The sequence below is a fragment of the Aeromonas sp. FDAARGOS 1405 genome, assembly GCF_019048265.1.
Taxonomy (GTDB): Bacteria; Pseudomonadota; Gammaproteobacteria; order Enterobacterales; family Aeromonadaceae; genus Aeromonas; species Aeromonas veronii_A.
Map to the genome: position 1 here is coordinate 70,435 of NZ_CP077311.1, position 16,080 is coordinate 86,514.

14 protein-coding genes are annotated in these 16,080 nt (G+C 57.1%); 2 read left to right on the top strand and 12 right to left on the bottom strand.

The window, feature by feature from the left end:
- Positions 1 to 4: 4 nt before the first annotated feature.
- The 5 genes from I6L35_RS00280 to I6L35_RS00300 all read right to left on the bottom strand — a co-directional run bounded on the left by I6L35_RS00280 (position 5) and on the right by I6L35_RS00300 (position 5,441).
- Positions 5 to 1,645, bottom strand: a complete 1,641-nt coding sequence (locus I6L35_RS00280) for a GNAT family N-acetyltransferase (protein ID WP_216979244.1) — start codon at positions 1,643 to 1,645, stop codon at positions 5 to 7.
- Positions 1,645 to 2,259: a glutathione S-transferase family protein gene (locus tag I6L35_RS00285; protein WP_216979245.1), complete on the bottom strand. Its 615-nt coding sequence runs from the start codon at positions 2,257 to 2,259 to the stop codon at positions 1,645 to 1,647. The genes I6L35_RS00280 and I6L35_RS00285 overlap by 1 nt, the downstream gene beginning before the upstream one ends.
- A gap of 36 nt (positions 2,260 to 2,295) precedes the next feature.
- Positions 2,296 to 2,934 (bottom strand): pyridoxamine 5'-phosphate oxidase, encoded by a 639-nt coding sequence (gene pdxH / locus I6L35_RS00290; RefSeq protein WP_216979246.1) that lies wholly within the window; start codon positions 2,932 to 2,934, stop codon positions 2,296 to 2,298.
- A gap of 171 nt (positions 2,935 to 3,105) precedes the next feature.
- Positions 3,106 to 3,429 carry a hypothetical protein gene (locus I6L35_RS00295; protein WP_005344032.1) on the bottom strand — a complete coding sequence of 108 codons (324 nt, stop codon included), beginning with the start codon at positions 3,427 to 3,429 and terminating at the stop codon, positions 3,106 to 3,108.
- Positions 3,426 to 5,441, bottom strand: coding sequence for a reprolysin-like metallopeptidase (locus I6L35_RS00300; protein WP_216979247.1), 2,016 nt, complete (start codon positions 5,439 to 5,441; stop codon positions 3,426 to 3,428). The genes I6L35_RS00295 and I6L35_RS00300 overlap by 4 nt, the downstream gene beginning before the upstream one ends.
- 222 nt (positions 5,442 to 5,663) lie before the next feature.
- Between I6L35_RS00300 and I6L35_RS00305 the strand changes: the two genes are divergently transcribed.
- Positions 5,664 to 6,875: an RsmB/NOP family class I SAM-dependent RNA methyltransferase gene (locus I6L35_RS00305; RefSeq protein ID WP_216979248.1), complete on the top strand. Its 1,212-nt coding sequence runs from the start codon at positions 5,664 to 5,666 to the stop codon at positions 6,873 to 6,875.
- A gap of 106 nt (positions 6,876 to 6,981) precedes the next feature.
- Here I6L35_RS00305 and I6L35_RS00310 read toward each other — a convergent pair whose 3' ends face one another.
- From I6L35_RS00310 to I6L35_RS00335, 6 genes are all read right to left on the bottom strand, one after another.
- A complete protein-coding gene (locus I6L35_RS00310) occupies positions 6,982 to 7,371 on the bottom strand; it encodes a RidA family protein (protein WP_216979249.1) in 390 nt (129 codons plus the stop codon).
- Between the two features lie 69 nt (positions 7,372 to 7,440).
- Positions 7,441 to 9,735, bottom strand: coding sequence for a formate C-acetyltransferase (gene pflB, locus I6L35_RS00315; RefSeq protein WP_216979250.1), 2,295 nt, complete (start codon positions 9,733 to 9,735; stop codon positions 7,441 to 7,443).
- A gap of 44 nt (positions 9,736 to 9,779) precedes the next feature.
- Complete coding sequence (gene tdcD / locus I6L35_RS00320) at positions 9,780 to 10,988, bottom strand: propionate kinase (protein ID WP_216979251.1); 1,209 nt, start codon at positions 10,986 to 10,988, stop codon at positions 9,780 to 9,782.
- Positions 10,989 to 11,194: 206 nt separating this feature from the next.
- Complete coding sequence (gene tdcC, locus I6L35_RS00325) at positions 11,195 to 12,526, bottom strand: threonine/serine transporter TdcC (protein WP_216979252.1); 1,332 nt, start codon at positions 12,524 to 12,526, stop codon at positions 11,195 to 11,197.
- 11 nt (positions 12,527 to 12,537) lie between these two features.
- Positions 12,538 to 13,542 carry a bifunctional threonine ammonia-lyase/L-serine ammonia-lyase TdcB gene (gene tdcB / locus I6L35_RS00330; RefSeq protein WP_005344020.1) on the bottom strand — a complete coding sequence of 335 codons (1,005 nt, stop codon included), beginning with the start codon at positions 13,540 to 13,542 and terminating at the stop codon, positions 12,538 to 12,540.
- 360 nt (positions 13,543 to 13,902) lie between these two features.
- Positions 13,903 to 14,247, bottom strand: coding sequence for a Grx4 family monothiol glutaredoxin (locus I6L35_RS00335; protein ID WP_005344017.1), 345 nt, complete (start codon positions 14,245 to 14,247; stop codon positions 13,903 to 13,905).
- A 288-nt stretch (positions 14,248 to 14,535) separates the two neighbouring features.
- Here I6L35_RS00335 and sodB point away from each other — a divergent pair, with 288 nt between their 5' ends.
- Complete coding sequence (gene sodB / locus I6L35_RS00340; RefSeq protein ID WP_005344015.1) at positions 14,536 to 15,120, top strand: superoxide dismutase [Fe]; 585 nt, start codon at positions 14,536 to 14,538, stop codon at positions 15,118 to 15,120.
- Positions 15,121 to 15,233: 113 nt separating this feature from the next.
- Here sodB and I6L35_RS00345 read toward each other — a convergent pair whose 3' ends face one another.
- Positions 15,234 to 16,046, bottom strand: a complete 813-nt coding sequence (locus I6L35_RS00345) for a VacJ family lipoprotein (protein ID WP_005344013.1) — start codon at positions 16,044 to 16,046, stop codon at positions 15,234 to 15,236.
- Between the last annotated feature and the right edge of the window lie 34 nt (positions 16,047 to 16,080).

Genomic DNA, 16,080 nt, shown 5'->3' on the forward strand with positions numbered 1-16,080 from the left:
GATATTACTCCTCGTACAGCAGAGCGGGCATTATTCCACACAACGGCTGGTCATTCTGAGTACCTTTGTCCAAAAATGGGAGGGTGCACTCAGGAAAACGAGCGGCAAACTGCTGCTGCAAGGCTGTTAGCGTAGCCGGGGTGGCCCTGTTCATCGCCTCGCGGTAGGCCAGCCAGAGGGCGGGAGCCTCCCGCGCCAACCGCTCAAAGGTCAGTTCGGGCGTTTGATGCCAACAGCCATCCAGCTCGTCGACCAGCTCCGGCAGCTCCACCAGCAGCCGTAACTGCTGATAGCGTATCTGCGAAGAGTCACCGTTGCCGCCCAGCGCCTGCGCCATCAATTGGTTGAACCAGTGGAGCCGTGATACGCGCTCCTCGCGGCTAAGCAGCTCGGGCCCCTGACGCTGCAGCGCGACCAGTTGCAGCAGCCACGCCAGCCCCCGTTCATCCCTGTCTTTCAGCAAGACGCCGCCAAGATGGGACAACTGCTCCGGTTCGGCCTGCTCCAGCAGATCGACGGGGTAACAGTGCAGCGCCAGCAACCTCTCAAGATGCGGCGGGCAACGCAGAAAACAGGGCTTCTCCCCCTCGCCCCTCTCATCCACAAAGAGCGAGATGGCCAGCTTGCCGTTGGCACTCTGCCGATTGGTCGTGGCAGGATCCCACAGGATCACCACGGCGATCCGCTCATCTGCCAGCCAGCGGGCAATTTCCTCGGGCAAGGGGCTGGGCAAGGAGGGCGCGCGATCCAGCCGCCAGTAGCTCACCTCGCACGGCTGACGACCGCTGATATGGCGCCGCCCGCGATAGTGCATCCCCAGTTTTGCCATCACCCGGCCGGAGGCTAAATTGTCTGGCATATGGCGAGCCGTCAGCGCCGGCAGTTTAAGTTGGTCAAAGGCAAACTCCTTGACCAAGCTGGCGGCCCGAGTCGCCAGACCGCGATTTTGCCAAGGTACGCCCACCCACCAGGCGAGCTCGCCATTCCAGTGCAGGGAGATCACCCCAACCAGCGCCGCCCCTTGCTCCTCTGGCAAGGTGATGGCCCAGCTCCAGCCAAGGCCAAGCGCCGCCTTGCGCCAGCTAAGGGCCAGCCAGTCGCGGGCCCCCTCCGGCGGATAGGGGTGAGGAATATTGAGGGTATAGCGGGCCAGCGCCTCGTCGCTGCAGTAGCGCACTATCTCGCGCTCATCGGCGGCCTGCAGTGGTCGCAGCACGACGCCAGCGGCGTGCGAATCCTCGGCCAACGTCGGTATCATCACGCGGCGCGCCAGCAGGCGATTAAGCACGGCACCCAAATCGGCCTCGGGGGTGAGCGGCAGATCGGCCCCCACAGGGCCAAGGGTGAGCAGTCCCTGCTCCTTGGCGAGGGTCAATAGGGAGGTAGAGGCACTGATCAGAACCTGGCGGCTGGGATCAACATGAAAATCCGCCAGCAGATCCCCATCGAGCCAGGCAGCCAGCAGGGCTCCCGGGCAGAGCACCCCGTCTGGAGGGCTGCTCGCCCAGGGTGCATCGGTTTGATCGAGGGCAGCCGCCGCCTCTTTGCCCTGCAGCAGCTGCCAGCGATGACCCTGCTGCTGCCAGTGCGGCAACAGCGCAGCCCACTGCGGTTGCCACAGACTGGCCTCGATCAGCAGTTCCATCAGCTGGCCTGACAGGCCGCGGGCAGCGTCAGGTGACGGGGATGGGCTTCAATACGGGCGATCCAGCTACGGATAGCGGGCCACCCCTGCAGAGAGAAGATCCCCTCCTCTGCCACATGGGTGTAGGCATAAAGGGCGATATCGGCGATGGTCGGCGCATCACCACACAGGTAGGGGCTCTGTTTCAGCTGTTGCTCCATCACCGCCAGCGCCTTCTCGCCACCGGCTTTCAGCCCGTCGAGACGCGCCTCCTGCGACTCGGGTCGGCCGAGATAGTGAACGATGAAGCGGGCCACCGCGATGTATGGCTCGTGGCTGTATTGCTCGAAGAACATCCATTTGAGCACCTCGGCCTGCTGGCGCGGATCGGTTGGCCACAAGGTGCTACCTTGCGCCAGATAGAAGAGGATGGCATTGGATTCCGCCAGCGTATCGCCCTGACCCATCTCCAGCACCGGGATCTTGCCGTTGGGGTTCATGGCCAAAAATGCAGGGGTACGGGTATCCCCCGCCTGAATATCGACCTCTACCCACTCAAGGGGCAGCTCCAGCCAGCGGGCCAGCAGCCACACCTTGTAACAGTTGCCGGAACGCAGATCACCATACAGACGCATACACACTCCTTGTGAAAACAGATTTGAACAGCGCACTCAGGGAGCCAGACGCTCGATATGCCAGCCATCCCCATCGCGGGTGTAGTAGAAACGATCGTGCAGGCGATGCTCACCCCCCTGCCAGAATTCGACCGTGTCGATCCGCACCCGAAAACCGCCCCAGAAGCTCGGCAGCGGCACTTCGCCATTGGCAAACTTCTGCTTGAGCTCGAGGAATTTGGCCTCCAGCACACCGCGCGCCGAAATGCGGGTCGACTGCTTGGAGACCCAGGCGGCAATCTGGCTATCCTTGGGACGGCTGTGGAAATACTTCATCACCTCGAAGGTGCTCATCTTCTCCACCCGACCGGTCACATGCACCTGTCTGTCCAGCGTATGCCAGGGAAAGAGCAGGCTGATACGGGGATTGCCTTCCAGCTGCTGCGCCTTGCGGCTGCCCATGTTGGTGTAAAAGACCATCCCCTGGGCATCGTAGTGCTTGAGCAGCACGGTACGCTGCCAGGGCTGACCATCGGCATCGACGGTCGCCACCACCATGGCGGTGGGATCGGTCAGTTTGGCCTCACAAGCCTGCGCCAACCACTTCTCGAAAAGCGCCAGCGGCTCGGCCGGCAGATCGGCCCGGTGCAGCCCGCCACGGGTATACTCCCGACGCAGATCAGCAACATCCATCATCTTGATTTTCCTTCTCTCTTTGCCGCCCATGCGGCCATGCGTGCTGGCATTGTGCGACGAGCACGCCATGGGTACAAGCCTTGTGACCAGCAAATGGCTGCTGCAAAAAAAGAGGGAGGCTCACGCCTCCCTCCTTGATATACCCTTCGCACGATCTTGGTACGCGCAGGCTTATTGCCTGCCAGCGACAGCAGGACAATGCGCCAGCATGCGCCGGTTGTAATCGGCCGCATAGGCCGCCAGCTTGGCCTGGGCCTCTTCCTGTCCGGGCTTGATGACATCCCCCAGACCGTCGAGGTAGCGCACACCGCAGCGCGCCTTGGCCGAGGCCTGCTGCTCCGGCGCGATGCCGGGCGCCACCTCGCCGCGCCCGGCCCGCACGATCAACCGGTAATCCTGCTTTGCCAGGCTGGCGCTGACCGCCTGCTCCAGAGTATCGGCGTCGGCCTGACAGCCGCCAAGCAGGGACACCAGCATCAGCCAGCCAACCCTCATCCGCGCCTCCGTTGCCAACCCAGCAGAGCCAGCGCCAGAGTCCAGAGACCGAGGGCACCACCGCCGCCGCTACCGCCCGAACTGCCGCCGCTTTGGACAACCGGCAGCTTGGAGGGACTGATCGCGAAGAAGATGTTGTCGCTGCAGGCCACCTTCAGGCGGGCAGAGCTGGCCAGATCCGCCGGCAGGGTGACAGTGGCGGCGCCGCTGTTGGGCTGGCTGACCGCCAGATTGCTCCAGCTGGTTCCCTCGTTTTGGGTGATGAACAGGTCTACCTTGCTGCAGCTGATCGGCGCCAGCGTGGTGCCGGCCACATCCCAGCTGACAGCCAGGCTTGCCCCCGGCGTCAATGCCACCCCAATCGGGGCGGTCAATCGGAAGGCACTGCCAGTGTTGATCACCTGGACCTTCATGTCGTCGCTGGCGACACCGCCCTTGCCGTCACGCACCGTCAATCGGAAGTTGAGATCCCGGTTAGTGGTGGGCCATGCCTCGCCCTTGGCGAGCGAGCCCGAGAGCAGGGATGGCAAGCTCGGCAAAATCCGCTCCGGCGAGCCGGTCGGCGACACGAAGCGGAACAACGGACGGGAGCCGTCATCGATCATGTCAAGAGCACTGCTGGACGGGTCGCCCAGATCAATCTGCTCCCAAGTGTAGGTCAGGGGATCCTTGTCCAAATCGGCGCCGGCCCCCTTGAGCACGAATGGCGTGTTGGCGGGAATGATATAGCTGGCTCCGGCCACCGCCTGGGGCGTGTTGTTGACGAGATTCAGGGTGGTGCCACAGGCCGGCACGGTCGCCATGTGCGCCCGCATCTGCTCGATAGATTTGCTGTGAAAATAGGGATCGCTGTGGGGCTGGATGTTCTCGTCCCCGCAGATCCCGGCATAGGCCATGATAGAAGTACCGCTGCCCGGCTCCCAGGCTTGTGCCGCCTCCCGATTGCCACCGCCGCAACTGCCAGTGGTGCCGTTGAAGGTGTGGTCGGCACCGAACTGGTGGCCGATCTCGTGAGCCACGTAGTCGATAAAGAAGGCATCCCCCACCGGCTTATCGGAGCCCGTCATCCCGGCCGACTTGTCCGCGGTGCACAGCACGCCGAGCCCGGCCAGGCCACCTCCCCCGGTATTGACCACATGCCCGATATCGAATGCGCCCAGCTCACCATTGGCGAAGGCTTCTCCCTGTACCAGGACGTTCTTGCTGGTGTCATCAGCCTCATAGATGCTGCTCACGCCGCTCACGTAGTCAGGGTTATCGCCGTTGTAGAAAGGGTCTGTTACCGGATCGGTAAAAATCACAGAATCGTTGCCGCTGGCCAGCACGAACTCGGCCCCCACATCTCGCTGGTACACCTCGTTGACCCGGTTGAGCAGGGTAGTAATGGCCGCCAGGGCCAGCACTTGGGAGCCGCCATGATATTGGGTGTACTCACCTGCGGCCGAGATAGCGATGGTGTAACGTTTGCGAACATTACCATCCACTTGCACCTTGCGAGCCAACGTTTTGGCGTCAGCCCCGATCACCTTGTCGGCGTCTTCTTCCAGTCGGCTGTAGGCATCCTGCTGGTAGTAAATTGCATACCCCTCGGCATTGCGCAGCGGATCGACAAACACCATCTTGCCCTGATGGCTGAACATGGCATGAAAACCTTGCGGCCCCAGATCGAAGCGTCCAGTATCAACCGGATGAGCCGGGTTGTACCCCTTGAAGGTGCGGATCTGAGGATACTTGGCTGCAAGGTCTGCGGGCAGTACATTGTAAGCTTCCAGTGCAAAGGTAACCTCCCCCCCATCAGGCAGTGGCAAGGTCAGCTTGCTGGCCCCCGCTTGCAACCCGGCAAAATAGTCGAGCGGCACCTTGGCGACCCGGAACTGATGAGCCCGTACCTCATAACCCTCGTCAGCTGTTGCTCTGGCGGCAACCGTGCTCCATTCGCTGGCCATCAGGCTGGTTGAGCCCAGCATGCTGGCAACCAGCAAGGCCACCCTAGAGTATTTCGTCACATGCATTGTTTTTAGTCCTTGTATTAATGCAATCGCCTGAATTGCGGCCTGTACTTTATTTTTATTCGGCCACATCAATACAAAGCTGAAGCAACCCTTTCCACCATTCCCGAGTGGGAGTGTTGCGCCAACCCCGTCTAACCCCTATCATTGCGCGGATTTGTCAATTTTAGAACAGCCCCTCTTCACAAAGGTGCAGTTCATCTTTATCTGGCCAAGGTTAATCTCATGCTCAAATCCCCACTGTTGCCCCGTTTCGGGGATCTGGTCGTTGCCATTATTGACGATGTGCTCGGTCAGGGTCTTACCCTCGACCGTGCCTATGCCCGTCACTTCTCAGGCATCGAACTCAAACCGCAAGAACAGGCAAGGATTGCCCTGGTCACCGGCGACCTGTTGCGTCGGCTGAGCCTCTACTGTGCTCTGACAGGTATTCAGGTGCGTCAGGCCGAGAAGAATGTCTGGCCGCTGCTGCACAGCTGGCACGCCTTCCACAAAATCGCCCAGCCCAACAACCCGACGCTGGATCGCTTCAACGAAGAGGCCTTCCGCCGCCGTCTGACCGAGGCGAAGAAGAACCCGGTGCTGATGGATGGTTGCCCGAGCTGGCTGGAGAAACTGGGCAACGAACAGCTGGGTGAAGCCTGGCCTGCCGAGCGTGCTGCCCTGGCCTGGATGCCCAAGCGTTACCTGCGGGTCAACACCCTCAAGTGCACCCGTGATGAGCTGCAGGCCATTCTGGCCAAAGAGCAGGTCACCACTATTCCGGTTGAAGGTGTGGAGACGGCCCTGCAGGTCACTTCCGACGCCGCCCTGTTCCGCACCAAGGCCTTTGCTGATGGTTGCTTCGAACAACAGGACGCTGGCTCTCAGTTGGTTGCGGCAGCTCTGGAAGTTGCCCCGGGTATGCGTGTCATTGACGCCTGCGCCGGTGCCGGTGGCAAGACTCTGCATATCGCCGCCATGATGCAGGGCAAAGGCCGCCTGCTGGCGATGGATGTGGAAGAGTGGAAGCTGGAGAACCTCAAGCAACGCGCCCGCCGCGCCGGTGCCCACAATGTGGAGACCCGGGTCATCACCAGCAGCAAGACCGTCAAGCGCCTCAAAGAGAGCGCCGACCGCGTACTGCTGGACGTGCCCTGCTCCGGTCTTGGCGTACTCAAACGCAATCCGGATGCCAAGTGGCGTGATACCGCCGAGCGTCTGCCTGTACTGGTCGCACTGCAAGAAGAGATCCTGCAGCGCTACAGCCAGATGGTGAAGGTGGGCGGTCTGCTGGTTTATGCAACCTGCTCCATTCTGCCCCAGGAGAACCGTCAGCAGGTGGACAAGTTCCTCGCTGCCAACGAGAACTTCCGTCTGCGTGACGATCACACCGTAAGCCCGGCCGAGACCGGCTTCGACGGCTTCTACATGGCTCGTATCGAACGGATCGCCTGATCCAGCGTGATCTGCTCCTTGCGCCCTTATCGCGCACGGCGGGTTCGATGAAAAAAGAGCGGCAGCCCTCGGGCTGCCGCTCTTTTTATTGATAAGGATCGCCGCGTCAGGACTCCAGCGCAGCAATCGCCTCTATCTCGATCTTCACATCCTTGGGCAAGCGGGCCACCTCCACGCAGGAGCGCGCCGGATACATGGCATCGTGCTCGGTGAAGAAGTCGTTGTAGACCCGGTTGACCGCGGCAAAGTCGTTCAGATCGGAGACAAACACCGTGGTCTTGAAGATATTGCGCACCTGGCCGCCTGTCGCCTCGACAATCGCCTTGACGTTTTGCAGGGAGCGCAGGGTTTGCGCTTCGATCCCCTCCGCAATGTCGCCGCTCACGGGGTCCAGCGGGATCTGACCGGAGGTATAGAGGATGTTGCCAATCCGGGTGGCCTGCACATAGGGGCCGATGGCGCCAGGCGCCGCTTTGGTACTGATAACCTGTCGCATCTGTTACTTCCTCGTGCTGACAAACAAAAAGTAGGCCCGGAGCAAGCCGGCTCAACCCGGGCATGAGAGTTAGATCATGTTGGTGAAGGTTCTGGAGATGACGTCCTGCTGCTGCTCGCGGGTCAGGGCGTTGAAGCGCACCGCATAGCCGGAGACCCGGATGGTCAGGCTGGGGTACTTGTCCGGATTCTCGATGGCATCCAGCAGCATCTCGCGGTTCATCACGTTGACGTTGAGGTGCTGGCCCCCTTCTACATCCCGCTCATGATGGAAGTAGCCATCCATCAGCCCCACCAGATTGTTCTCGCGATTGGCCGGCTCCTTGCCGAGCGCCCCCGGCACGATGGAGAAGGTGTAGGAGATCCCGTCCTTGGCATATTTGAACGGCAGCTTGGCCACCGAGGCGAGCGAAGCGACCGCCCCTTTCCTATCCCGACCGTGCATCGGGTTGGCCCCCGGCGCAAACGGCGCACCGGCGCGACGGCCATCCGGGGTGTTGCCGGTCTTCTGGCCATAGACCACGTTGGAGGTGATGGTCAGGATCGACTGGGTCGGCACCGCATTGCGGTAGGTCGGCAGCGCCTGGATCTTCTTCATGAAGCGCTCGACCAGATCGCAGGCGATGGAGTCGGCCCGCTCGTCGTTGTTGCCGTACTGGGGATACTCCCCCTCAATCACAAAATCGACCGCCAGCCCGTCAGCATCGCGCACCGGCTTGACCCGGGCGTACTTGATGGCCGCCAGCGAATCGACCGCTACCGACAGACCGGCAATGCCGCAGGCCATGGTGCGATAGACGTCGCGATCGTGCAGCGCCATCAGGGAAGCCTCGTAGCTGTACTTGTCGTGCATGTAGTGAATAAGGTTGAGCGCGCTGATGTACTGCACCGCCAGCCAGTCCATAAAGCTGTCGAGGCTGGCCATGACAGTGTCGTAATCCAGCACCTCGTCCATGATGGGGGCCACTTTCGGGCCGACCTGGATCTTCAGCTTCTCGTCCACCCCGCCGTTGATGCAGTAGAGCAGGGTCTTGGCGAGGTTGGCGCGGGCACCGAAGAACTGCATCTGCTTGCCGATCACCATGGGGCTCACGCAGCAGGCGATGGCGTAGTCATCGCTCTCGAAGTCGGTGCGCATCAGGTCATCGTTCTCATACTGCAGGGATGAGGTATCGATGGAGACGCGGGCCGCATAGGTCTTGAAGGCCCGCGGCAGCCCTTCCGCCCAGAGGATGGTGAGGTTGGGCTCGGGCGCCGGCCCCATGGTCTTGAGGGTGTGGAGGTAGCGGAAGGAGTTCTTGGTCACCAGGGTGCGACCATCCAGCCCCATGCCGCCGATCACCTCAGTCGCCCAGATGGGATCGCCGGAGAAGAGGGAATCAAACTCGGGGGTACGCAGGAAACGCACCATGCGGATCTTCATGATGAAGTGATCGACCAGCTCCTGGGCATCCTGCTCGCTGATGAGCCCCGACTTCAGATCCCGCTCGATATAGATGTCGAGGAAGGTGGCGGTACGGCCGAGGGACATGGCGCCGCCATTTTGCGACTTCACTGCCGCCAGATAGGCAAAGTAGAGCCACTGCACCGCCTGCTGGGCAGTGCGTGCCGGCCCGGAGATGTCAAAGCCGTAGCTGGCCGCCATCTGCTTGATCTGCACCAGTGCCCGCTTGTGCTCGGCCAGCTCCTCGCGCTGGCGGATCACCTGCTCCAGCTGCTCTCCCCGCTCGAGAGCCGGTTGCAGATCGGCAAACTGCAGCTCCCGCTCACGGATTAGATAATCTATGCCGTAAAGCGCGACCCGACGATAATCTCCGATAATGCGACCGCGGCCGTAACCATCCGGCAAACCGGTCAATACCCCTGACTTTCGGCAGCGCAGCATCTCGGGAGAGTAGACGTCGAACACCCCCTGATTGTGGGTTTTGCGCAATTCGCTGAAGGTATATTCAAATTCGGGATCCATCTCCCTGCCATATGCTTCAAAAGAGCTGCGGATCATATTTACGCCACCAAACGGGTGCAGCGCTCTTTTAAGGGGCTTGTCGGTTTGCAGGCCAACTATTTTTTCCAGCCCCTGCTCGATATAACCCGGCCCGTGGGCGGTGATGGTCGTGGCAATATTGGTATCAAAATCGACCGGTGCGTGGGTGGCATTCTCGATACGGATCCCCTCCATCACCTTGTTCCATAAAGTGGTGGTCGCTTCGGTCGCATCTGCTAAAAACTGTTCGTCACCTTCATAGGGGGTGTAGTTCTGCTGGATAAAATCACGGACGTTGATCTCGTGCTTCCAGTTTTCACCGGCAAACCCTTGCCATGCCTGACGGAATTTATCCTGATCCAATTGCATATCAACTTTCATCAAATAAACCTCATTCACTACTCATGACACTACAGTGGAAGATGTCAGACGCACTCGGTCTGACAAACCTGCTGCCCCAGACGAATGGCATCCAGCGCGATCATTTTCTCTTCATTGGTGGGAATAACTGCCGCCAGCACCATGGACTCTGCCGCCGAAATAATCCGACAACCCTCGCTATTGGGACGCTGGTTAAACGGCTCGCTGATCGCTACGCCAAATACCTGAAGTCGTTCGCATACCAGCTTTCTGATAAAGGCCGAGTTTTCGCCAATACCGCCGGTGAAAATAACGGCATCCAGTCGGCGCAATGAGGTGGCATGACCACCGATATGGCGGGCAATACGATGGGCAAAGGCGTGAATGGCCAATTTCGCCCCAGGATGTCCTTCGTGATAGGCAGCTTCCAATACCCGCATATCGGAGGAGAGCCCCGAAATACCTAGCAGGCCGGACTGCTTGTTCAATACCCGCTCGATATCCTCGATAGATTGTCCTGTCTTGCTGGCGATATAGGCCAGCGCGCCAAAATCGATATCGCCGCTGCGGCTGCCCATGATCAACCCCTCCAGCGGCGTCATCCCCATCGAGGTATCGACGCTCTTGCCATCCTGCACCGCACAAATAGAGGCGCCATTGCCCAGATGGGCGATGACCAGACCGGCATGCTGCTCATCCAGCCCCATAAATACGCAAGCCTGCTCGGCCACATAGCGATGGGAGGTGCCGTGGAAGCCATAGCGGCGCACGCCGTAATCCTGCAAATATTGGTAAGGCAGCCCATAGATATAGGCTTCCGGCTTCAGGGTCTGGTGAAAACCGGTATCAAATACCGCAATTTGGGGCTGGTTGGGAAAGAGCTGGCGGGCGGCCATCACGCCGCTCAAATTGGCGTGGTTGTGCAGCGGGGCCAGTGGCGAGACCTGCCTGATTTTGGCCAATACATGTTCATCAATGATCACGGCTTCACTAAATTCACTCCCACCATGAGCAATTCGATGACCCACCAGTGCAATGGCATCACGCAGATCCCGTTTTTTCAATTCCGCCGCGATGGCAGCCAATGCACAGGTGTGGTTATTTTCAGGTAATAACATTGCGGGCGCTTTACCCACTTGCAATTGGGGATGGGCCGTCTCAATACCATCGGCCATCCCGGAGATCACCACCTCGCAGGTTTTACTATCCAGTACCGAGAATTTGACCGACGAAGAGCCGCAATTGATAACCAGAACCAACGAATCAAACTTCATTACATCGCCTCGATATTTATGCTGTCGAGTCACTGCAGTCAGAGCATCTTTGCCACTGTGTTTAGTGGCCAAATAACGGATAGCCTTGCCCTCGGCCCAAATAATTGGGCCAACCAAGAACCGGTTATTGCGCGCTTCTGACTACGCCATGCAGACCCCGCCAAGGGGTCAGGGTCTGAATGGCTGATGACTTGCAGAAAAGGTTTTCAGAACAGCTTGGAAACAATATTCAGGATGGTCAGCACACCGATGATGGTGACAAACAGGTTGCTGGCCTGACCTTTATATTTTGCCAGTGCCGGTGTCTTGTTGACGGCATACATCGGCAGCAGACAGAGCAGGGAAGCGATGATCGGCGCCCCCATTGCCTCAATCAGGTCGAGGATGTTGGGATTGACATAAGCAACCAGCCAGGTAGAGCCCATGATGAACAACATACTGATCATGTTCAGCTTTTTACTGGAAACCTTGCTTTTGTCGCCCTGATAGCCAAAGCGGAGGATGAGGCCGTTCAACCCTTCCAACGTTCCCAGATAGTGGCCGAAGAAGGATTTGAAGATGGCAACCAGCGCAATGATAGAAGCCGCATACTCCAAAGTGGTGGCAAACGCAGACTTGCTGCCCGTCATTGAGGAGAAGTGGTTGGCCAGATAGGAGAGCACCGGAATGTTCTGGGCCTTGGCGTCCGCCATATTTTGCGGCGACAAGGTAAAGAGACAGCTGAAGGCAAAGAACATCACCACGGCAACCATCAGCATGCTGGCACCGGAGATGATTTTGGAGCAGCGTTTCTCGGTAAAATCGCGACCGAACTCATGCTCATACTCTTCCCGTTTGGAAACGATGAAAGAGGAGACAATCGGCGAGAAGTTGAAGGAGAAGACCATGATGGAGATCCCCAGCCAGACGGTGACCAGAATACCGTCGTGACCAAACATGGATATCTCGCTCAGGTTGACCTGATCAAAGACGGCACTGTTCCAGTAAGGAATGAGGGAGAGAGAAATAACGATCAGACTGGCAATAAAGGGAAAGACCAGATAGCTCATTACGCGAACCATCAGATCCTTGCCGAAATAGATCACGAAGGCCATCAACAGCAGCAGCCCAAGGGCGACAACACCCCGATTGAGCGGCGCCATTTGCAGTTGATGTTCCCAGAATGCCATGAAGGTATTGGTGATTGTCACACCATATATCCACAGCAGTGGGCAGATGGCAAAGAAATAGAGGAAGGTAATTACCACCCCGCCCATTTTGCCAAAATGCTCTTCAACGGTCTCGGTAATATTTGCCGATGGGTTACTGCCGGAAAGACATAATCTGGCCAACGCTCTGTGGCAATAAAATGCAATAGGGTAAGCCAGCACCAACATGATTAATATTGGTATCAGGCCACCATATCCGGCCCGAATGGGGAAAAATAGAACACCTGCACCGATCGCTGTACCAAACAGACCGAGTCCCCAGGTTGTATCCGATTTACGCCATGCTTTGACACTCTCTTTACTGCTGCTAACGACACTATCCAAGATCATGACTGTATTCCTTACAGGCTAAATTGACGGATATTGTTCTGTTCGATAATTTCGACGATCCGGGTCAGGTCAATATTGCCACCCGAAATAATGCTGACGGTCTTTTTGCCTTCGACATAATGCTTGAGTTTGCCGCTGAGCAGTGCTGCCGAGGCCAGAGCTCCCGCCCCTTCGGTAATCACCTTGTTGCGCTGAATCAGGTCAACCATGCTGTGACGAATATCATCTTCAGTCACCAGAACAATGTCATCGACCAGCTCTTTGACAATTTCATAGGTCAGGGTGCCGGGTCTTGCCACGTCACAGCCATCAGCCAGCGTGCTACTGGTTCTATGATTGGTAATGGTGCCTGCGTAGTATGAAGCCGCCATGCCGTGAACATTCTCCGACTGCACGCCAATCACACGGATAGTCGGGTTGATGGATTTGATGGCCATGGCAACACCCGCAATCAGACCACCGCCGCCAATCGGCACTATGATGTTATCGACATCATACAAATCTTCGATAATTTCCAGGCCAATGGTTCCTTGGCCGGCAATCACTTTTGCATCGTCAAAAGGGGGTATAAATACGCGACCTTCCATTTCCACGATTTCGCTGACTTTGGCAATGGTGTCATTGAAACTATTGCCATGCAGAATAACTTCCGCCGAATAATCGCTGGTTGCAGCAATTTTTGATTTGGGTGCGCAGCAAGGCATGACCACCTTGGCATCAATTCCCAGCATGGCACTGGACAAAGATACCCCCTGCGCATGATTACCGGCAGAGCAGGCGACAACACCTTTTTGACGCTCCTCCAGACTTAATGAACTGAGTTTGTTGAAAGCACCGCGAATTTTAAAAGAGCCAGTACGTTGCATGTTTTCAAGCTTGAGGTAAACCTCGCCATGACAACGTTCGCTGATGTAGTTAGAGGGTAATTGCGCGGTCTTGTATATATGGTTGGTCAGTCTTTTTTTGGCTTCGGTAATATCATGAAGACCAATGGGCAGATTGCTATACATCTTCATCGCAAATCTCTTTTTATTTATTAATTTGTAGGGTTTTATTTCACTGGGCGAAGCGATACTAGGTTCTATCACTTGCAATTAATGTGAGCATAAACACAAAAAAATCTACAAAGAGACTGCGTAACGGTGAAATTATCAAAAAATGTGATGACAGCGACACTTGAATCCAAAATTATTAAAAAAAGTAATCGTAGATTGGAAAATCAATATGGTTAACAACTCCAAAACAAAGCGGCAAAGATTAGATTTTTCAGGGCAATCGCGTTGCTTTTTGCAACCGGTGATCAGTTTCTTGCCTGCCAGAACCGGGATAATAAAAAAAGGAGCCGATGTGGCTCCCTATCGACAACACAGGACCGATTACTCGGCTGCTGCATCATCTTTCTTGTACTTGGCAGCAGTCTCTTTGATCAGACTCTGCAACTCGCCAGCCTGGAACATCTCGATCATGATGTCACAGCCGCCGATCAGCTCACCTTCAACCCACAACTGCGGGAATGTCGGCCAGTTGGCAAACTTCGGCAATTCAGCACGGATATCCGGATTTTGCAGGATATCAACATATGCAAACGGCTCGCCGCAGGACATCAGTGCCTGGGAGGCCTGGGCAGAGAAGCCACAGCTGGGTAGCTTGGGGGATCCCTTCATATAGAGGATGATGGGGTTGTCAGCCAGCTGCTGCTTAATCTTTTCAATAGTTTCCATAGGTGCCTCACTAGAGCGATTTCGGCGGCCATTCTACTGCAATCTTGCCAGAGCACAAACTGACAAAGGGGTGACTCGGCTCGAATTGTGCAAAGAATCTACTCAGGCTTGATCGCGATCATGGCGCCAATCAAGAGTTGTTAGGCCATCTTTGATACTGCTACAATCCCTTGGCTTTGGGCTACTCGGCCCCATCATTTTAAAAACAACTCTTTTCAGATATAGAAAAGAGTACGCAATGTCTTGCAACCGTCGCCTTCGCACGGTCCAGCCAATGGAGAGTAGAAAATGGCATTCGAACTTCCCGCTCTGCCCTATGCAATCAACGCTCTGGAACCGCACATCTCCCAGGAAACTCTGGAATATCACCACGGCAAGCACCACAACACCTATGTGGTCAACCTGAACAATCTGGTGCCGGGTACCGAGTTTGAAGGCAAGTCTCTGGAAGAGATCATCAAGACCTCCAGCGGCGGCATCTTCAACAACGCAGCCCAGATCTGGAACCACACCTTCTACTGGCACTGCCTCTCCCCGAATGGCGGTGGTGAGCCGACTGGCGCCCTGGCTGATGCCATCAACAAGGCATTCGGCTCCTTCGCCGAGTTCAAGGATGCCTTCACCAAATCAGCCATCGGTAACTTCGGCTCCAGCTGGACCTGGCTGGTGAAGAAAGCTGACGGCTCTCTGGCTATCGTTAACACCTCCAACGCAGGTTGCCCGCTGACTGAAGCCGGTACCACCCCGCTGCTGACCGTTGACCTGTGGGAACACGCCTACTACATCGACTTCCGCAACCTGCGTCCGAAGTACATGGAAACCTTCTGGGCTCTGGTTAACTGGGAATTTGTGGCCAAGAATCTGGCTGCCTAATAAGCCTCGCTTGCCAAAACGCCCCGCACTGCGGGGCGTTTTTTTATCTCTATATAGCAGCTGAAATGAAAGAGGCGCCCGCAGGCGCCTTTTTACATATCGGGATGGCCCACTTACTGGTCCAACTCGTCCATATATTCATCCAGATTGGCATCGTCGGCCTGCTCTTGCTGAGACGCTTTCAGCTCAGCCTGCTTGCCCGTCACCTTGCCTTGGCTGTACTGCAGATAGAAGTCCTTGGTTAGCGCATAGGGGTCGAGGGAGTTGTCGATGATCCGCTCCTGATCGATCAGCTTGGCGCGATTACCCAAACCATCCAGTACCCAATGGGTAACCCTTAACGGGATAGTCAGCAAGGCATAGGGGAAATAGATGGTATCAATGGTGTCACCGACCAGCTCCCGGGTGGTGGTCGGACCGTAAACAGGCACCATGATGTAAGCACCATTACCAATATCAGCCTTGCCAAGTACGGTATCCATCTCCAGCTTGTTGCGCTCGAGACCGGCATGTTTGGCCACATCGAAGATACCCAGCAGACCGACCGTGGTGTTGATGGTAAAACGCCCCAGGTTGGTACCCGCTCCTTTCAAGTCGCCGGTGATCAGGTGGTTCACCATGCTGCTCGGTTCATCAAAGTTGGCAACAAAGTTGGCAATGCCATCCTTCACCCCCACCGGAATATAGCGAGCGTAAGCATGTACCACAGGACGTGCTACATAGGGCTCCAGCACATCATAATTGACCGCCCACATGGCCCGGTTTGCTCCCTGGAAGGGATCACGCGGGTCGGCCGCCGTACTGGTGGCGCCCGGACGATTCATACCGGGATTGAGATCCAGACTCTCTGGGCCAGGCTTGGGCGGGCCACCGGCACAACCAGCCAGCAAGAGGGCTGCCAGTATGGCCCCTGAACGAAGATACATATGATTGTCCTGACGTTTTATTTTGATTTATCAG